12 protein-coding genes are annotated in these 20175 nt (G+C 65.0%); 10 read left to right on the forward strand and 2 right to left on the reverse strand.

Translation table 11 applies throughout. From position 1 onward, the window contains the following. Positions 1 to 74: 74 nt before the first annotated feature. The 9 genes from CPBF1521_RS09325 to CPBF1521_RS09365 all read left to right on the forward strand — a co-directional run bounded on the left by CPBF1521_RS09325 (position 75) and on the right by CPBF1521_RS09365 (position 17914). Positions 75 to 2333: a beta propeller repeat protein gene (locus CPBF1521_RS09325; RefSeq protein WP_115676787.1), complete on the forward strand. Its 2259-nt coding sequence runs from the start codon at positions 75 to 77 to the stop codon at positions 2331 to 2333. A 106-nt stretch (positions 2334 to 2439) separates the two neighbouring features. Continuing rightward, positions 2440 to 4356 carry a sialate O-acetylesterase gene (locus CPBF1521_RS09330; RefSeq protein ID WP_115676788.1) on the forward strand — a complete coding sequence of 639 codons (1917 nt, stop codon included), beginning with the start codon at positions 2440 to 2442 and terminating at the stop codon, positions 4354 to 4356. An 83-nt stretch (positions 4357 to 4439) separates the two neighbouring features. Beyond that, positions 4440 to 6110, forward strand: a complete 1671-nt coding sequence (gene galD / locus CPBF1521_RS09335) for a GH35 family beta-galactosidase GalD (protein ID WP_115677096.1) — start codon at positions 4440 to 4442, stop codon at positions 6108 to 6110. A gap of 122 nt (positions 6111 to 6232) precedes the next feature. Next, on the forward strand, positions 6233 to 9136 hold the full coding sequence (locus CPBF1521_RS09340) for a TIM-barrel domain-containing protein (protein WP_115676789.1): 2904 nt from the start codon (positions 6233 to 6235) through the stop codon (positions 9134 to 9136). A gap of 91 nt (positions 9137 to 9227) precedes the next feature. Next, entirely contained in the window at positions 9228 to 11600 is a 2373-nt protein-coding gene (locus CPBF1521_RS09345) for a glycoside hydrolase family 95 protein (RefSeq protein WP_181901181.1), read from the forward strand. Then, entirely contained in the window at positions 11597 to 13090 is a 1494-nt protein-coding gene (xylB, locus tag CPBF1521_RS09350) for a xylulokinase (protein WP_115676791.1), read from the forward strand. Before CPBF1521_RS09345 ends, xylB begins: the two co-directional genes overlap by 4 nt. A gap of 47 nt (positions 13091 to 13137) precedes the next feature. Next, a complete protein-coding gene (gene xylA / locus CPBF1521_RS09355; RefSeq protein WP_115676792.1) occupies positions 13138 to 14475 on the forward strand; it encodes a xylose isomerase in 1338 nt (445 codons plus the stop codon). 87 nt (positions 14476 to 14562) lie between these two features. Beyond that, a complete protein-coding gene (locus CPBF1521_RS09360; RefSeq protein WP_164740110.1) occupies positions 14563 to 15990 on the forward strand; it encodes a sugar porter family MFS transporter in 1428 nt (475 codons plus the stop codon). Between the two features lie 385 nt (positions 15991 to 16375). Then, a complete protein-coding gene (locus tag CPBF1521_RS09365) occupies positions 16376 to 17914 on the forward strand; it encodes an MASE1 domain-containing protein (protein WP_115676794.1) in 1539 nt (512 codons plus the stop codon). Here the strand turns inward: CPBF1521_RS09365 and CPBF1521_RS09370 are convergent. Then, a complete protein-coding gene (locus tag CPBF1521_RS09370) occupies positions 17868 to 18356 on the reverse strand; it encodes a hypothetical protein (RefSeq protein ID WP_235858425.1) in 489 nt (162 codons plus the stop codon). The two genes, CPBF1521_RS09365 and CPBF1521_RS09370, sit on opposite strands and share 47 nt — an antisense overlap. Positions 18357 to 18544: 188 nt before the next feature. Then, positions 18545 to 18769: a hypothetical protein gene (locus CPBF1521_RS09375; protein ID WP_115676795.1), complete on the reverse strand. Its 225-nt coding sequence runs from the start codon at positions 18767 to 18769 to the stop codon at positions 18545 to 18547. A gap of 218 nt (positions 18770 to 18987) precedes the next feature. Here CPBF1521_RS09375 and CPBF1521_RS09380 point away from each other — a divergent pair, with 218 nt between their 5' ends. Then, positions 18988 to 20145, forward strand: a complete 1158-nt coding sequence (locus tag CPBF1521_RS09380) for an N-acetylmuramoyl-L-alanine amidase (protein WP_115676796.1) — start codon at positions 18988 to 18990, stop codon at positions 20143 to 20145. Positions 20146 to 20175 lie beyond the last annotated feature (30 nt).

Here is a 20175-nt window from a genome sequence, read left to right on the forward strand (position 1 = left end):
GCTGTGCAGGCAGCCCGTCGGACCGGTGTTTTTCCTATCGACGGCGCGCCGTCGATCGCAAGGGAGCCGGAGGAATGATCGCTGTAATCGATCCGCCTACTGTGCGCCGCGTTACCGCAGCGATGCGGCCGGTCCGTGCGTGGCTGGCACTGCTGTTGCTGTTGCCATTTTCGATCCTGCCGCTGCAGGCTGCCGATCCGGCGGTGCAGGGGCCTTACCAGTGGCGCAGCGTAGCCATTGGCGGTGGCGGATTCGTCACCGGTGTGCTGTTCCATCCCGCCGAGCGCGATCTTGCGTATGCACGTACCGATGTCGGTGGTGCGTACCGCTGGGATGGGCGCGCGCAGCAGTGGGTGGCGCTGACCGATTGGCTGGGCGCCGACGACTGGAATCTGATGGGGATCGACGCGTTTGCGGTCGATCCTGCCGACCCGCAGGCGCTGTATCTGGCTGCCGGCACCTACATGCACGAACGTGCCGGCAATGCCGCGCTGCTGCGCTCGTTCGATCGTGGCCGCAGTTTCGAGCGTGCCGCGCTGCCGTTCAAACTCGGCGGCAATCAACTGGGCCGTTCCAATGGCGAACGCCTGGCGGTGGACCCGCATGACGGCCGTGTGCTGTTGCTGGGCTCACGCGATGCGGGCCTGTGGCGCAGCGACGATCGCGGCGCGCACTGGGCGCGGGTGGACGCATTTCCTGCCGAGGCCCTGGCAGGTGCAACCGCGCGCAATCATGTCGGACGCGAACAGGCAGTGGGCATTGCCTTTGTCGTCTTCGATGCCGCCAGTGGCCGCGCCGGTCGGCCGACCCCGCGCATCTATGTCGGCGTGTCCACCGCGCAGACCAGCCTGTATGTTTCCGACGACGCCGGTCGCAGCTGGACGGCAGTGGCCGGGCAACCCAGGGGCCTGCGTCCCAGCCATATGGCCGGTGGCAGCGATGGGCAGTGGTACCTGAGCTACGGCGACCAGCCCGGCCCGGATCTGATGGCCGGTGGCGCGCTGTGGAAGTACACCCCGGCACTGGCGCGTTGGAGCGAGATCAGCCCGATCGCGCAGCCGGCCAGCGGCGATGGCTTCGGCTGGGGCGCGGTGGCGGTGGATCCGCAACAGCCGCAGGTGCTGCTGGCCAGCACGTTCCGCCGTCGTAGCCCGCGCGATGAGCTGTTCCGCAGCGTCGATGGGGGGCGCAGCTGGACGCCGTTGCTGGCCGGCGCGCAGTTCGATCACGGCGATGCCCCGTGGACCGCGCACGCCACGCCGCACTGGATGGGCGCGCTGGCGATCGATCCGTTCGACAGCAACCACGCCTTGTTCGTCACCGGCTACGGCATCTGGGCCTCGCGCAATCTGCAGCAGGTCTCTGCGCAGCAGCCGTTGCAGTGGTGGTTCCAGGATCGCGGGCTGGAAGAGACCGTGCCGCTGGATCTGCTCAGCCCGATGGCCGGCGCGCATCTGCTCAGCGCACTCGGCGATATCGACGGTTTTCGGCACGACGAGCTGGAACGTGCACAGCTGCAGTACGCCGGCCCGCGCCTGACCAATGGCGAAAGCATCGACGCCGCCGGGCAGGCCGCGCAGTGGGTGGTGCGCAGCGGCACCGTGCGCGATCGCCGCAACAACGAGATTCGTGCGCTGTATTCGCGCGATGGCGGCGCGCAGTGGACGGCATTCGCCAGCGAGCCGCCGGCCGGGCAGGGCGCCGGCAACATCGCCATTGCCGCCGATGCCTCGCAGGTGGTGTGGGCGCCGGACGCCGGCGGCAACTGGCGCACAGCCGATTTCGGCAAGCACTGGCAGCGTGTACAGGGGCTGCCCGAGACCGCGGTGGCAGTGGCCGATCGCGTCGACGCGCAGCGCTGGTACGCGGTGGATACCGCCAGCGGGCGCCTGTTCGAGAGCCGCGATGGCGCAGCGAGCTTTCGCGACACCGGTGCCCAGGTCGGCAGCCCGGCGCGCGACGAGCGTGCGCGTCCGCAGCTGCGCCCGGATCCATGGCGAGCGGGGGTGGTGTATCTGGCCAGCCCCACGCTGGGCGTGATGCGCTGGCAGGGCGGGCGTTTGCAGACCTTGTCCAAACCGGACCAGGCGCGTTCGCTGGGCATCGGCAAGGCGTTGCACGCGGGCGCACCGCCGGCGCTGTATCTGGCCGGCCGCGTGGATGGGGTGGACGGCGTGTTCCGCTCCGACGACGAAGGCGCGCAGTGGTTGCGCATCAACGACGACGCGCACCGGTTCGGCAAGCCGTACAGCGTCACCGGCGATCCGCGCATCCCCGGGCGCGTGTACTTCGCCACCGGTGGGCGTGGCATCTTCTACGGCGATCCACGATGAGCGCTGCGTCGCTGCGCGCGTCATCGCGCTGTCTTACCGTGTACGGCGGCGTGCGCCGTCGCATCGCTGCGCGCCGATTGGTCGCGCCGTCCCTGGAGATCATTGCATGAGCGCTTCCCTTATCCGTCGTGGCTGCCTGTTGGTCCTGGTCCTGGCCAGCCCCGCCGCATTGGCACAACCGAGCTTGCCGTTGCTGTTTGCCGATGGCGCGGTACTGCAGCGCGATCAGGACATGCCGGTGTGGGGCTGGGCAACCCCGGGCGCTGCCATCACGGTGCGGTTCGACGGCAAGCAGGCCACTGCCAAGACCGACGCGCAGGGGCAGTGGAGGGTTCGCCTGCCCGCGCACAGCGCCGGTGGCCCGTACGTGCTGAGCGTGCACGGCGACGGCGGCCAATTGCAGGTGCGCGATGTGCTGGTCGGCGATGTGTGGCTGGCCAGCGGGCAATCCAACATGGAGTGGCCGTTGGCACAGGGCAGCGATGGCCCGCAGGCGGTGGCTGCGGCCAACGACCCGCAGTTGCGGCACTTCAAGGTGCCCAAGTCGTGGTCGCTGCAGCCGGAAGCGCGCCTGACCGGCGGCGACTGGAAGGCCGCCACGCCGGACAACGCCGGCGAGTTCACCGCAGTGGGGTATTTTTTCGCCAGGGAGCTGCGCGCCAGCACCGGCGTGCCGATCGGCATCGTCAACAGCACCTGGGGCGGCAGCGCGATCGAGGCGTGGATGGACGCGGCCTCGCTGGGCTTGAATGGCGAGAAGAACCAGGGCGCGATCGAGGCGATCAAGCAGCGCGATGCTGCCGCGCAGGCCGCCACCGGCAAGCGCATCGCGCGCTGGCCCAAGGTCGATGGCGACATGCCGCAGTGGCGCCAAGCGTCGTTCGACGACAGCGACTGGGACAGCATCCCGACCAGCCAGCAATGGGAATCCAGCGGCTATGACGGCATGGACGGCATCGCCTGGTATCGCACCACGGTCACCCTGAGCGCTGCCGAGGCCAAGGCCGGTATCGAACTGGGCGTGGGCCAGATCGACGACTCGGACATCACCTACGTCAATGGCCAGCAGGTCGGCACGACCGAAAAACAGTGGAACCTGCCGCGCGTCTACCAGGTGCCTGCCTCCGCCTTGCATGCAGGCGTCAACCACATCGCGGTGCGGGTGGAAGATCTCAGTGGTGGCGGCGGCATGCATGGCCCGGACGAGCAGCGCTTCGTGCAGACCAGCGCCGGTGCCAAGCGCGCGTTAGGCGGCTGGAAGTTCCGTCCCGCCGCCGTGCGTGTGTCGCTGGCCGACAACAAGAATCAGCTGCCCACGCTGCTGTACAACCAGATGATCCATCCGCTGCAGCCGTTCCCGGTCAAGGGCGTGATCTGGTACCAGGGCGAGACCAATGCCACCGACAACGGTGCGGTGAAATACCGCGAGCAGTTCGCCGCGATGATCCAGCAATGGCGCGCCGAGCGCGGCGCAAAAACGCTGCCGTTCCTGTGGGTGCAGCTGGCCAACTTCAAGGCCGGTGGCGACAGGGGCGAGCTGAGCCCTTGGGCGCTGTTGCGCGAGTCGCAGTCCAAGACGCTGGCGCTGCCGGCAACCGGGCAGGCGGTGATCATCGATATCGGCAACCCCACCGATATCCATCCCACCAACAAGCGCGATGTCGGCCATCGACTTGCGATTGCTGCACGTCATGTGGCGTACGGCGAAACGCTGGTGTACAGCGCGCCGGTGTTCAAGCAGGCGCGCTTTGCCCAGGGCCAGGCCGTGCTGCGCTTCGATCTGCAGGGCAGTGCCTTGCAGGTGCGAAATGGTGGCGATGTGCAGGGCTTCCGCGTCGCCGGTGCCGACAAACACTTCCATCCGGCCACCGCGCGCATCGACGGCGATCGGGTGATCGTGCGCAGCGACGCGGTGGCTGCACCGGTCGCGGTGCGTTACGGCTGGAGCGAAAACCCGGAAGACGCCAACCTGGTCAATCGCGAACACCTTCCTGTTTCCCCCTTCCGCACCGATACCTGGTGACACGGAGTCTTATGTCCATGCATTCCCCCGTTGCACGTGTGATTACTCCTTCGACTGCACGCCGCTGCCTGCGTCCGCTGCTGCTGTCCGCGCTGACGCTGGCCCTGGCTGCGTGCCAATCCGGCGAGCAGGACGACAAAGCCAAGCCGGCCGCAGTCGCACCGACTGCCGGTACCGCAGCGACCGCACCTGCAACGGCAGCGGCGCCGGCTGCGCAGACGCCGATGCCGCAGTTCGTCAGCAAGGACGGCAAGCACGCGTTGATGGTTGATGGGGCGCCGTTCCTGATCCTGGGCGCGCAGGTCAACAACTCCAGCAACTATCCCGGCGTGATGGACAAGGTGTGGCCGGCGATGCAGGTGCTGGGCCCCAACACCGTGCAGGTGCCGATCGCCTGGGAGCAGGTCGAGCCGGAAGAAGGCAAGTTCGATTTCTCCTTCGTCGATACGCTGCTCACGCAAGCGCGCGAGCACAAGGTGCGGCTGGTGCTGCTGTGGTTTGCGACCTGGAAGAACAACGGCCCGGCGTACGCGCCGCACTGGGTCAAGACCGACAACCAGCGCTTCCCGCGCGTGGTGACGCGCGAGGGCAAGGCGATCGGGTCGCTGTCGCCGCATGCGCAGGCCACCCTGGATGCCGACCGCAAGGCCTTCGTGGCCTTCATGCAGCATCTGAAGCAGGTCGATCCGCAGCACACCGTGATCATGATCCAGCCCGAGAACGAGCCGGGTACCTACGGCAGCGTGCGCGACTTCTCGCCGATGGCGCAGAAGCTGTTCGACGGCCCGGTGCCGGACGCACTGCTCAAGCGCCTGAACAAGCAGCCGGGCAGCTGGGCACAGGTGTTCGGTGCCGATGCGGACGAGATCTTCCATGCCTGGTCGATCGGTCGCTACATCGACCAGGTGGCCGAGGCCGGCAAGGCCGAATACCCGTTGCCGATGTACGTCAATGCCGCGCTGCGCGGCCCGTTCAATCCCGGCCAGCCCGGCCAGTACGCCAGCGGCGGCCCCACCGACAACGTGCTGGACGTGTGGAAGGCGGCCGGCCCGCATATCGATCTGCTGGCGCCGGATATCTACATGCCCGAGTACCGCACCTACACCACGGTGCTGGAACGCTACGCCCGCCCGGACAATGCGCTGTTCGTTGCCGAAACCGGCAACCGCCCCGAGTACGCACGCTACCTGTTCCCGACGCTGGGCCACGACGGCATCGGCTGGTCGGCGTTCGGCATGGACTACACGCGGTACTCCAACTATCCGCTGGGCGCCAAGCACGTCAATGAAGAAACCCTGGCGCCGTTCGCGCTGGGTTTCGAGCTGGTCAAGCGCGGCATGCGCCCGTTCGCCAAGGCCGCCTCCGAAGGCAAGCTGCACGGCACCGCCGAAGAGCCCGGCCAGGCGGTGCAGGAGCTGAAGCTCAACGACCGCTGGAGCGCCACCATCACCTACGGCGTGCCGCAGTTCTGGTTCAAGGGCGAGCCGCCGGGCAACCCCGAGCCGATCGGTGCGGCGTTGATCGCCGAGCTGGGTCCGGACGAATTCCTGGTCACCGGCTATCACGTGCGCGTGACCCTGCATCCGGCCAGCGAGGCGACCGCCAACATGCTCTACGACCGCGTCGAGGAAGGCGTCTACGAAGGCAGCGACTGGAAGTTCGAGCGCAACTGGAACGGCGACCAGACCGATTACGGAGTCAACTTTTCCAGCGCGCCGCAGCTGCTGAAGATCAAGCTGGCCACCTACAAATAAGCCTGGTCGACCACGTGCTGCACAGCCCGACCGCTGCGCAGCAGGCGGTTCGCCAAGTTGAATCCACTGAACCATGCGCTGCCGCCCCCGCGGCACCGTTTCGTAATTCCAAGGGAGTGAACATGCAAACCATCAACCGTTCCGCCGGCCATGCGCCTGCCACCCGACGTACACCGCTTGCCCAGTGCCTGGCGTTGTCGCTGGCCCTGCTGGCCAATGCCGCGCACGCGCAGGAAGTGCGCAAGGCCGCCGACGGCGTCACCGTGGTGCCGAGCGCCAAGGGCGCTGCGCCGGTGCGCCTGCAGGTGGTCGACGCCGGCATCATCCGCGTCAGCGCGGACCCGGATGGCGACTTCGCCCGCAGCCCCAGCCTGATGCGCGTGCCGGTGCAAGGCGATGGCAGCTTCCAGGTGGCCGAGCAGGGCGACAACGTGCAGCTGAAGACCGGCAAGGTCACCGCCACCGTCTCCACCGTCGATGGCCACGTCAGCTTTGCCGATGCCAATGGCAGGCCGGTGTTGTCGGAAGTGGCCGGCGGGCGCAGCTTTGCCCCGCTGAAGGTGGAAGGCAAGCAGTACCTGACCGTGCGTCAGCGTTTCCAGTCGCCCGACGACGAAGCGCTGTACGGCTTCGGCCAGCACCAGCAGGGCTGGATGAACCAGAAGGGCCGCAACGTCGAGCTGCAGCAGAACAACATCGACATGGCGGTGCCCTACCTGGTGTCCAGCCGCAACTACGGCCTGCTGTGGGACAACAACTCGATCAGTCGCCTGGGCGACCCGCGTGGCCTGCAGCCGCTGCCCAAGACGCTGAAGTTGTACGACGCCAAGGGCAAGGCCGGTGCGCTGACCGCGCGTTATGCGATCGATGGCAAGCAGATCGTCGAACGTCGCGAGAGCGAGGTGAACTACCAGTACCTCAGCGACTTGACCAAGTATCCGAAGAAGGCGATCACCAAGGACAAGAACAGCCGCATGCAGGTCACCTGGGAGGGGCAGATCGAAGCACTCACCGGTGGCGAGCACACCTTCTCGCTGTATTCGAGCGAGTACGCCAAGCTGTACGTGGACGGCAAGCTGATCGTCGATCGCTGGCGCCAGAACTGGAACCCGTGGAATCACGAGTTCAAACTGGCGCTGGAGCCGGGCACGCGCCACACCGTCAAGGTCGAGTGGGACCTGATCGACCCCAGCTACATCGCGCTGCTGCATCGCGACCCGCTGCCGGCAGCCGAAGCGAAGGACCTGTCGCTGTGGTCCGAAGCCGGCCAGATGATCGACTACTACTTCGTCTCTGCCGACTCGTACGACCAGGCCGTGGCCGGCTATCGCGAACTCACCGGCAAGTCGGTGATGCTGCCCAAGTGGGCGTATGGCTTCTGGCAGAGCCGCGAGCGTTACAAGAGCCAGGACGAACTGGTCGGTGCGGTGGCCGAATACCGCAAGCGCAAGCTGTCGCTGGACAACATCGTGCTCGACTGGTCGTACTGGCCCGAGAATGCCTGGGGCTCGCACGATTTCGACCCGCAGCACTTCCCCGATCCGGACGGCATGGTCAAGGCCGTGCATGACATGCATGCGCAGATCATGATTTCGATCTGGCCCAAGTTCTATCCCACCACCGCCAACTACAAGGAACTGGACGCTGCCGGTTTCATGTACAAGCGCAATGTCGAAGTCGGTGAGCTGGACTGGATCGGCAAGGGCTACAAGAACTCGTTCTACGATCCGTATTCGGAAAAGGCGCAGGCGATCTACTGGCGCCAGGTCAACGAGAAGCTCAACAGCAAGGGCTTCGATGCCTGGTGGATGGACGCCGACGAACCGGACGTGCATTCCAACCTGGACATCGGCGAGCGCAAGGCACGTACCACGCCCAACGCACTGGGCTCGTCCACCGAATACTTCAATTCCTATCCGCTGCCGCACACTCATGGCGTGTACGTGGGCGACCGCGCGGCCGACGACAAGCGCGTGTTCATCCTCTCGCGCAAGGGCTATGCCGGCACCCAGCGCAATGCAGTGGCGGTGTGGAGCGGCGACATCGTCTCGCGTTGGGACGACATGCGCGACCAGATCTCCGGGGGCGTCAACATGGCGCTGTCGGGCCTGCCCAACTGGACCTTCGACATCGGCGGTTTTGCGGTGGAGAAGCGCTACGAGAACCAGGACCCGGCGCATCTGCCGGAATGGCGTGAGCTCAACACGCGCTGGTTCCAGTTCGGCGCATTCGTGCCGATCTTCCGCTCGCATGGTCAGTTCCCGTACCGCGAGATCTGGAACATCGCCCCGGAAGGCACGCCGTTCTACGAGAGCATGGCGTACTACAACCGCCTGCGTTACGCGTTGCTGCCGTACATCTACAGCCTGGCCGGCGATACCTACCAGCGCGATGGCGTGATCATGCGCGGCATGATGATGGACTTCCCCAACGACGCGAAGGCGCGCGACATCAACGACCAGTACCTGTTCGGCCCGGCGTTCCTGGTCGCACCGGTCACCCGCTTCGGCGCCACCTCGCGGCAGGTGTATCTGCCGGCCGGCAGCAGCTGGCTGGATTTCGCCACCGGCAAGCGCTACGAGGGCGGCCAGAGCATCGAAGCCGCTGCGCCGATCGAACGCATGCCGCTGTTCGTGCGCGCAGGCTCCATCGTGCCGACCGGCCCGGTGCAGGAATACGTGGATCAGAAGCCGGATGCGCCGCTCACCGTGGTGGTCTACACCGGCGCCGATGGCCAGTTCTCGCTGTATGAGGACGACGGCAAGGGCTACGGCTACGAAAAGGGCGAGTTCAGCCGCATCCCGTTGGTCTGGAACCAGGCCAAGGGCGAGCTGAGCATCGGCAAGCGCGAGGGCAGCTGGACCGGCATGCAGGCCAAGCGCACCATCAACGTGCGCTTCGTCGATGGCCCGCGCGACGACGCCGGTGCGCTCGAGCCCAAGACCGATACCAGCATCCAGTACGACGGCAAGCCGGTCAGCGTGTTGCAGCGCAAGATTGCGTCCGGCAAAGCGCGTCGTCGATGATCGCAGGCTGTCTTCAGTCGATGAGCAAGCAGATGCCGGAACGCCGCAAGGCAGTCGCGGGCGGTTCCGGTGAGGCAGCACGGTGGTGGCCGTGCTGACCCGTCGTGAACTGTGCAAGGCAACCGGGGCCGCGATTGCGGTCCTGGGCGCTGCGCCGGTTGCCGTGCAGGCTGCCGCATCGTCCAGACACGCCGCGTTGCCGGCCGCGGCGCCCGCCGATGCCTTGCAGCTGTGGTACCGCGAACCGGCCAACGAGTGGGTGCAGGCGCTGCCGGTCGGCAATGGCCGGCTGGGCGCGATGGTGTGGGGCGGCATTGCCCACGAGCGCCTGCAACTCAACGAGGACACGCTGTACGCAGGCGGCCCGTACGACGCCACCAGCCCCGACGCGCTGGCGGCCCTGCCACAGGTGCGCGCGCTGGTGTTTGCCGGGCGCTATGCCGAGGCCGAAACACTGGCCGACGCCAAGCTGCTCTCGCGTCCGCTCAAGCAGATGCCGTATCAACCGCTGGGCGATCTGCTGCTGGATTTCGATCGCGCCGACGGCATCAGCGAGTATCGCCGTCAGCTCGATCTGGATACCGGCGTGGCCACCACCACGTTTCGCTCCGGCGGTGCTGTGCACACGCGCGAGGTGTTCGTGTCGGCGCAGTCGCAATGCATCGTGGTGCGCCTGTCCTGCGATCGGCCCCGCGCGATTTCCCTGCGCGTGGGCATCGACAGCCCGCAGACCGGCGAGGTCACGGTGGAGCAGGGCGGGCTGTTGTTCAGCGGTCGCAACGGCAGTTTCGCCGGCATCGAGGGCAAGCTGCGTTTTGCCTTGCGCGTGCTGCCGCAGGTCAGCGGCGGCACGCTCAGTGGCCTGCGCGACCGTCTGCGCATCGAAGCGGCCGATGAAGTGGTGCTGCTGCTCACCGCCGCCACCAGCTACCAACGCTACGACGCTGTCGATGGCGACCCGCTCGCCTTGACCGCCGCAAGCATGCAGAGGGCGGGCAAACTGGATTACGCCGCATTGCTGCGTGCGCATCTGGCCGATCACCAGCGGCTGTTCCGGCGCGTGGCGATCGACCTGGGCAGCAGCGACGCAGCCAAGCTGCCCACCGACGAACGCGTGCAGCGTTTTGCACAGGGCAACGATCCGGCGCTGGCCGCGCTGTATCACCAGTTCGGCCGTTACTTGCTGATCTGCAGCTCGCGGCCCGGCACCCAGCCGGCCAATCTGCAGGGCATCTGGAACGACCTGATGCAGCCGCCGTGGGAAAGCAAGTACACCATCAACATCAACACCGAGATGAACTACTGGCCCAGCGAGGCCAATGCGCTGCACGAGTGCGTCGAACCGCTGGAAGCCATGCTGTTCGATCTGGCCAAGACCGGCGCGCACACTGCACGCGCGATGTACGACGCACCGGGTTGGGTGGTGCACAACAACACCGATCTGTGGCGCCAGGCCGGGCCGATCGATGGCGCCAAGTGGAGCCTGTGGCCGATGGGCGGCGTCTGGCTGCTGCAACAGCTATGGGATCGCTGGGATTACGGCCGCGACCGCGCCTATCTGGGCAGGATCTATCCCCTGTTCAAGGGCGCGGCGGAGTTCTTCGTCGCCACGCTGGTCAAGGATCCGCAGACCGGCGCGATGGTGACCAACCCCTCGATGTCGCCGGAAAACCAGCATCCGTTCAACGCCGCGCTGTGTGCCGGCCCCACGATGGATGCGCAGCTGCTGCGCGATCTGTTCGCCCAATGCATCGCGATGAGCAAGCTGCTCAAGGTCGACGCTGCCTTTGCGCAACGCCTGGGTGAATTGCGCGAGCAATTGCCGCCCAACCGCATCGGCAAGGCAGGGCAGCTGCAGGAGTGGCAGCAGGACTGGGACATGCAGGCCCCGGAGATCCGTCACCGCCACGTCTCGCATCTGTACGCGCTGCATCCATCCAGCCAGATCAATCTGCGCGATACGCCCGAGCTTGCCGCCGCCGCAAGGCGCACGCTGGAAACCCGTGGCGACAACACCACCGGCTGGGGCATCGGCTGGCGGCTGAACCTGTGGGCGCGGCTGGCCGATGGCGAGCATGCCTACCGCATCCTGCAACTGCTGATCTCGCCCGAACGCACCTACCCGAATCTGTTCGACGCGCATCCGCCGTTCCAGATCGACGGCAACTTCGGCGGCACCGCCGGCATCACCGAAATGCTGCTGCAAAGCTGGGGCGGCAGCGTGTTCCTGCTGCCCGCCCTGCCCAAGGCCTGGCCGCGCGGCAGTGTGCGGGGCTTGCGCGTGCGCGGCGGCGCCAGCGTGGACCTGCACTGGGACGGCGGTCGCCTGCAGCAGGCCCGCGTGCACAGCGATCGTGGCGGGCGCTATCAACTGTCTTACGCAGGGCAGACCCTGGACCTGGAACTGGGCGCCGGTCGCACCCAGCAGGTGGGCCTCAACAACAACCGATTGGTGATGCAATGAGCTTGTACGTAGGACTGGATGTGGGCACGCAGAGCGTCAAGCTGGTCGCCTACGATCCGCAGGAGCGCGCCGTGGTCGCCACGATCGCCGCGCCGATGGAGCTGATCAGCCGCGACGATGGCACCCGCGAGCAGCAGGCGCAGTGGTGGATCGACGGCATCGTGCATTGCTTCGCCCAGCTCGATGGCGAGCAGCGTGCACGGGTGCGCGGTATTTCGGTCTCCGGCCAGCAGCACGGCTTCGTGCCGGTGGCCGCCGATGGCAGCGTCACCGCGCCGGTCAAGCTGTGGTGCGACACCAGCACCGCGCTGGAATGCGACGAAATCATGGACGCGGTGGGTGGTGCGGCAGGCAGCGTGGCCACCGCCGGCAACCCGATCATGGCCGGCTACACCGCCTCCAAATTGCCGTGGACGCGCAAGCATCGTCCCGAGGCGTATGCGGCGATGACCACGGTGATGCTGCCGCACGACTACGTGAACTTCTGGCTCACCGGCGAGCGCTTTGCCGAAGTCGGCGATGCCTCCGGCACCGGCTGGCTGGACGTGCGCACACGGCAGTGGTCCGAACGGATGCTCGGCGCGGTGGACGCACAGCGCGACCTGCGCGAGGCATTGCCGCCGCTGGTGGAGACCGGCGCGGTCTATGCCTTGTCCGACGCAGCCGCCGACGCATTGAACCTGCCGGCCGGCGTGCGTGTCACCACCGGCGGCGGCGACAACATGATGGCCGCGATCGGCACTGGCAACGTGGTGCCCGGTCGCCTGACCATGAGCCTGGGCACCTCGGGCACCTTGTTCGCCTACGCCGATCACCCGGTGGTGGACGACGAGGCACGCTGGGCCGCGTTCTGTTCGTCCAGCGGCGGCTGGCTGCCGCTGATCTGCACCATGAACTGCACCGTCGCCACCGAGGCGGTGATGCGCATGTTCTCGATCACCCGCGAGCAGACCGAGGCCTTGATCGCCAGCACCACGCCGGGCGCCGATGGCCTGGTGCTGCTGCCGTTCTTCAACGGCGAGCGCACGCCCAATTTGCCGGACGCCCGCGGCTGCCTGTTCGGCATGGACCTGCACAACACCACCGCCGCGCATTTCTATCGCGCCGCGATGGAAGGGGCGACCTACAGCCTGCGCAACGGCTTCGATGCCTTTGTCGCGGCGGGTCTGCAGTTCGACACCATCCTGCTCACCGGCGGCGGAAGCAAGAGCGCGCAATGGCGGCAGATGGTGGCCGATGTCTTCAATCTGAAGGTCGTGGTGCCGACCCAGCCCGAAGGTGCTGCCTTCGGTGCCGCATTGCAGGCCCTATGGGCCTGCGATCGCGACGACGGCGGTGCGGACGCATTGTCGGATGTGGTGCTGGAGCATCTGCAGATCGACCAGGACCTGTCGGCGCGCCCGGATCCGCAACGCGTGGCCCAGTACCAGCAGCACTACCAGATCTTCCTCAAGCACCTGCAGGTGGTCAGCCCGCTCTACGCCGGCTGATCGACCCGCTTTCTACAACTCCCCCAGCAGCAAGGACATTCCACCCCATGAGCAACACCGTCTACATCGGCGCCAAAGAATATTTCCCCGGTATCGGCAAGATCGGCTTCGAAGGCCGCGACTCGGACAACCCGCTGGCCTTCAAGGTCTACGACGCCAACAAGCAGATCGGCGACAAGACCATGGCCGAGCACCTGCGCTTTGCCGTGGCCTACTGGCACAGCTTCTGCGGCAATGGCGCCGATCCGTTCGGCCCGGGCACGCGCGCGTATCCGTGGGATATCGGCAACACCGCATTGGACCGTGCCGAAGCCAAGGCCGATGCCGCGTTCGAATTCGTCACCAAGCTCGGCGTGCCGTATTACTGCTTCCACGACATCGACCTGTCGCCCGATGCCGACGACATCGGTGAGTACGAGCGCAACCTCAAACACATGGTCGGCATCGCCAAGCAGCGCCAGGCCGACACCGGCGTCAAGCTGTTGTGGGGCACCGCCAACCTGTTCTCGCACCCGCGCTACATGAACGGCGCATCGACCAACCCGGACTTCAATGTGGTGGCGCGTGCGGCGGTGCAGGTCAAGGCCGCGATCGATGCCACCGTCGAGCTGGGTGGCGAAAACTACGTGTTCTGGGGTGGCCGCGAGGGCTATGCCTGCCTGCACAACACCCAGATGAAGCGCGAGCAGGACAACATGGCGCGCTTTTTGACCCTGGCACGCGACTACGGCCGTGCGATCGGCTTCCAAGGCAACTTCCTGATCGAGCCCAAGCCGATGGAGCCGATGAAGCACCAGTACGACTTCGACAGCGCCACGGTGATCGGCTTCCTGCGCCAGCACGGCTTGGACCAGGATTTCAAGCTCAATATCGAAGCCAACCACGCCACGCTGTCGGGCCACAGCTTCGAGCACGACCTGCAGGTGGCAGCCGATGCCGGCCTGCTCGGCAGCATCGATGCCAACCGCGGCAACCCGCAGAACGGCTGGGATACCGACCAGTTCCCGACCGACCTGTACGACACCGTCGGCGCGATGCTGGTGGTGCTGCGCCAGGGCGGGCTGGCACCGGGCGGGCTGAATTTCGATGCCAAGGTGCGCCGCGAGTCGTCCGATCCGCAGGACCTGTTCCTGGCACACATCGGCGGCATGGACGCGTTCGCCCGCGGGCTGGAAGTGGCCAATGCGCTGCTGACGTCCTCGCCGCTGGAGCAGTGGCGCGCCGAGCGTTACGCCAGCTTCGACAGCGGCGCGGGTGCGGAGTTTGCCAACGGCAGCAGCACGCTGGTGGATCTGGCCCAGTACGCGGCCGGCAACGCGCCCAAGCAACTCAGCGGCCGCCAGGAAGCCTACGAGAACCTGATCAACCAGTATCTGACGCGTTGATGTCCCGTGGCCGGCGGCGCAGTGCGCGTCGCCGGCCGATGTCGGCCGCCCCCGTGGCCGCTCCTTTGCATGCTTCCAGGTGAACCCATGTCCAGTGTCTCCATAGACGGCGCCCCCGATGCCGGCGAGAACACCCGTTTCATCGTCCTGATCAGTTGCGTAGCCACGATCGGCGGTTTTTTGTTCGGTTTCGATAGCGGCGTGATCAACGGCACTGTCGATGGCCTGAAGCAGACGTTCAATTCCAGCGCCGCCGAGACCGGGTTCGAAGTCGCCTCGATGCTGCTGGGCTGCGCCATCGGCGCCTTCTTTGCCGGCCGTCTGGCCGACCGCTGGGGCCGCCGCGCGGTCCTGATCATTTCTGCGGCACTGTTCCTGCTCTCGGCCATTGGCGCCGGTGCCTCGCACAGTTCCGGCTTCTTCATCTTCGCCCGCGTGATGGGCGGCTTCGCGGTGGGCGCTGCCAGCGTCATCTCGCCGGCCTACATCGCCGAGGTCGCCTCCGCGCGCTATCGCGGCCGGCTCGCCACGATGCAGCAGATCGCCATCATCAGCGGGCTGTTCTGTGCGTTCCTGAGCAATTACCTGCTCGCCAACGCCGCCGGCGCCTCCACCGAACCGCTATGGGCCGGGCAGGCCGCCTGGCGCTGGATGTTCTGGATGCAGGCGGTCCCCTCGCTGCTGTTCCTGTTGCTGCTGCTGGTCATCCCGGAGAGCCCGCGCTACCTGGTGGTCAAGGGCCGCCGCGATCAGGCGCTGGTGGTCTTGAAGCGCCTGTACGGCAACGCCGCCGCGCAGACCAAGCTGGCCGAGATCTCGGCCTCGATGTCGGCCGACCAGCACAAGCCCAAATTCTCCGACCTCATCAACAAGGCCACCGGCAGGATCCGCCCGATCGTCTGGATCGGCGTGGGCCTGGCGGTGTTCCAGCAACTGGTCGGCATCAACGTGGTGTTCTATTACGGCGCCGTGCTGTGGCAGGCGGTGGGCTTCTCCGAACAGGACGCGCTGCTGATCAACGTGCTCTCCGGCGGCCTGAGCATCGGCGCCTGCCTGGTCACGGTGATGCTGGTCGACAAGATCGGCCGCAAGCCGCTGCTGTGGATCGGCTCGGCCGGCATGGCGGTCTCGCTGGCCCTGGTGACCTATGCCTTCGCCACCGCCTCGCTGGATCCCAACGGCAAGCTCGCCATGTCCGATGCCATGGGCATGCTCGCGCTGGTGGCCGCCAACGTCTACGTGGTGTTCTTCAATGCCTCGTGGGGCCCGGTGATGTGGGTGATGCTGGGCGAGATGTTCCCCAACCAGATCCGTGGCTCGGGCCTGGCCATTGCCGGCGCCGCGCAGTGGACCTCCAACTTCGCCATCACCGTCAGCTTCCCGATCCTGCTCGGCAGCATCGGCCTGGCCGGCGCCTACGGCATCTACACCGTCGCCGCGTTCATCTCGGTGTTCTTCGTGCTCAAGTACGTCTACGAGACCAAGGGCAAGGAGCTGGAGCAGATGGAGGGCTGATCTCTCCCGTTATGCTGATATCGGCATGGATGACGAACAAGGCCGCGCACTGCGCGGCCTTGTTCGTTGACGGTCTCGCCTGGCATCTTGCCGATGTCTCGCATGCCTGCATCGCTGCAGGCGCCTCAATCGCGCCGGCTGTCATCGTTGGGCTGGATGCGGTGCATGCGCCTCCTCGCGACTGCTCGCAGCTCTGGCCTCTGCTGTGTCAGGCGACCCGATTCCCGCGTGGCCCAACGCACCAGCAAAGTGCAATGCGCGTCGTCAACGGCGATAACCGCCTTGAAGGGCACCGGCTCTTTTTGCAAATTGTGCGCCACCGCTATACTCCACCAGGCAGTTTCCCTCCAGACTAGGGCGAATCGTGGAACCAAGGAGTGGTGGTATGGCAGTAGCTAAAGAGCTTGTCAGGGGCATGCTGATCAGCGTGTGCTACTGCTTGGTGTTTCTGATGCTTTGGCGTTTTTCCCTTGATCAGTGGTACCTGCCAGTTGGTTTGCGGGTCGTTACCTTGCTCTATCGACCCTATCGGGAGTGGCCGTTTCTGTTGGCAGGGGACGCTGCAGCGATGTTGTTCCTGCGGATTCCTTTGGGCGAGCTTCAGGGGTTCAGCCCGCTCTGGTCGTATTTGAGCCCCCTATTGCACGCGCCCTTGATTGCCTGTGCGATTGGACTGCTGCGTTACCGCGCTCCTTACATCGTCAAGCGGGAGCAGTGGCTTGTCCCCGCTGCTCTCGCGCTAGCGCTTTGGAATGCGTTATGCAGCCTGTTATTGAATGGGTTGCTCGGTGGGCCGCCGATCTACCCTGTTATCGACTTGCTGTTGCGATATGGAGCGGGCAGCTATCTCGGCGTGCTCACCCTGTTGTTGCCGGTAATGTTGTGGGACAATTGGAATCAGAGTCCTGTGCGTTCCAGTTTTCCGCGGGATGTTGGCGTCGCTGTGGTTGTTGTCCTCGGCTTCTTCTTCACTCTTAGTGTCTTGAATGATCCATCGATTCGAAACGTTTTGATGGTCGCGATGCTCGTGCCGATGGTGGTGCTGACTTTCAGGCATGGGTGGAGAGGGAATGCCCTAGGGGCGCTGTTGGCAAGTTTTGCGCTTGAGTTCTCAATGCCTAAGGTGTATCAGCTCGGGTTCTTTGATCAGGCTGTTTTCAATATCCAACTGCTTTATGCGTTTGTGACGACGATTCTGTTTGTCTTTAACGCCCGTCTACGTGAGCCTGTCCGCGACGGTATATCGAATCAGTCGAAGGATGATATTTACACTTTGGGTCGCGCAAGCTACGCCAGCGCCGAGCGCTTGTTGCGCAATCGCGTGCTTGAATACTCCGACATCAATGTGCAGATCAATCGGATGCGCAAAGATGTGGTGGCCGATTTGAGAGCAAAAGGGCAGCACTCGGTTGCGATGGAGATGACACGAGTGGGTGTTATCGAATCGCAGCTGTTGCAGCAATATGTGGCTGCATTGTATCCGTTGGAAATAGAGACGCATGGGTTGTATCAAGCGCTATGTTCGCCGGCGCTTGAGCGCTTCTGTGCTTCTAAGTTCCAGTATGTGTTTCGTGGCGACTGCAGGAGTCTGTCTTTGGAGCTACAGTTGAGCGCCTATCGCAGTGTGCTCAATTGCGTCGAGATTCTGCCTCCGGCTGGCAGGCATTTCATCCAGGTGCGTGCATGGATAGCGAGGGAGACCCGTGGTGTTGCAGTACGTGTTATTGCTGATTCCGCATCGGTTGACACGGTGCGGCGCGACTCGAATGACGTAGAAGCAGAACTGAAAGCAAGATTGAAAGCGCATGGCGGCATGTTTCATCGCCGCCATGCATTGGTTCTGACATTCCTGGTCGCTGAAGCCAATCCCGTACTGGTCAGGGAGACACGATCCACTGATCCCCAGTTGCTCCGCGCCGTGTGAGCACTGTGAAGTTTCTTGTCTTATAGACAAGTTGGGCTTGACTGCGCTGGGCCGCATCGTCTGCAGTCAGCTCGCTCAGGCTTGGAGCTGAGGAGATTTTATTTTTCTTGGGCAATACAACGCGATCCACATCCTTGCCCATTGGTAGGGTCCATAGAGCGTCATCCACGCGGGCGACGACAGCGTGGACCACGCCGGTGACATCGTTGATTTGCAAATATGTCACGCCATCACGATGAAACTCGTAGATGGCAAGCGAGGAGTCCATAGCGAGGTTGGCTGCCTTGGGATTGCTATCGCCAAGCCCGACGGCGGGCGCGCCGATGCCGCCACTGGGGCAGCAATCAGCCATCGCTGCGCTCGATGCGAAGAGTCCGACGATTAAACAAAAAGCCAAAGGCCAGGTTTTTGCGTTCTTCATGATTTTGCCTTCCCCCTGCATGGGGCAACTCCGCCTGCGATTCAGGCGCTTATACGTTACGTGTTGAATGGCAGATTTTGTTGATTGTTTGTCGCAGAAAATCGCTGTGGCATACCGTCCGCCGATCAGCGAGGACAGTCAACCGCATCCGCCGTTACCTGGACCTATCCGGTCAGGTGTGATGTGCAGCGCTGGAGCGCGCGCGTTATTTAGCGGCTCGGCTTGAGTTCGCCATCAGCACGCTCAAACCATCCAATCATCCGCTGGAGATGAGGCTTGCCCCAACGACGCAAAAATTGCTGAGTGTGGTGGTCGCCGAGGTCGTGCAGGCTCGCGAGACGTCGGGCGATGAAGGAGGCGGTCAGTGGCTGGCCGCAGTCGACCTCGATGCAGTGGCGCCAGGCGGTATAGCTGTCGGGGATGACGGGGGACATTGTGGCTCTTCGGCAAGAGTGAACGTGAGGGTGTAGGCGGGACACAACAGGCTTGCTTTTGCGCGATAAATGTTACTTTATAACACTTCGTTCCGTCGTTCGTCCGGTTACATCGTGTCGCGCTCCTTACCTCAGAGTGTTGTTTGCCTGGTCACCATGCCAAACCTTCCATACTCGAATCGGCTCGGTGGCCGCGTCGATCCTCCGGAACCGGCCCGATGAGGCGGCGGCAGGTGTTGCGCACCGTCGGCGCAGCCTTGGTGCTGTCGCCGGGCCTTGCCCATGCGCAGTCGCTCCCGGAGCTGCGCAGCTGCAACCTGCAGCGCCAGGGTAGGGAACTGCAGCTTCGACTTGCATTGAGTACGCAGGTCGCCTACCGCAGCTTCAGCCTGTCCAATCCAGCGCGCTTGGTCATCGACTTGCCGGGCGTTTCGACACAGCCACCGCAGGTCGATCCATTGCCTGACGGTCTCGCAGTCGTTGCCATCCGTAGCGGCCCGCATGGCGATGGGCTGCGCGTGGTGCTCGATCTGTCGCAGCCGCTGACCGCCACGGCGCGGTGGGAGGGCAGTGTGCTGCTACTGGATCTGGCTGTTGCCGGCACTGTGTCGTTGTCCGCAGCCGATCCGGCCGAGCCGGCCGTCGCGGCGGCTGTGCCCACGCGCTCGCACCTGCATCCCTACGTGATCGCCATCGATGCCGGCCACGGAGGCAAGGATCCCGGCGCGGTCAGTGCCGATGCGCGCTACGAGAAGCATGTGGCCATGGCGGTCGCGGGGCGGCTGCACCAGCGTCTGGCAGCCGACCCGCGTTACCGGCCGGCCATGATCCGCAGTGACGATCGCTTCGTGCCGCTGCACGAACGGGTGTTGATCGCCCATCGCCGCAATGCCGATCTGTTCGTGTCCATCCATGCCGATGCTGCGCCCAGCAGCCAGGCGCGCGGTGCCTCGGTGTTTGCCTTGTCGCAGAACGGCGCTAGCTCTGCATTGGCGCGCTGGATCGCCGACAGCGAAAACGCCGCCGACCAGATGGGCGACAGCGCGCGCCGTTTGCGGGTGCCCAGCAACCCGGTGTTGTCGCAGGTGCTGGCCGACCTGTCGCTGAGCGGCACCATCGCCAGCAGCGTGGCGTTCGGCAAGTTGATGCTCGGGCGGCTGCAGCAGGTGACGCGCCTGCATCAGGATCAGGTCGGGCAGGCCGGCTTTGCCGTGTTGAAGTCGCCGGATATTCCGTCGTTGCTGGTGGAAACCGGCTTCATGAGCAATCGCGACGATTGCCGGCGGCTGTGTGGCGATACGCATCAGGACGAACTGGCGCAAACGCTGCACGCCGGTATCGACGATTACTTCCAGATGTTCCCCGGTCGCGCCTGAGGCGCGATTCCCCCATCTCCTTCAACGAGC

Source organism: Xanthomonas euroxanthea (assembly GCF_900476395.1).
In the GTDB taxonomy this organism is placed as follows: domain Bacteria; phylum Pseudomonadota; class Gammaproteobacteria; order Xanthomonadales; family Xanthomonadaceae; genus Xanthomonas; species Xanthomonas euroxanthea.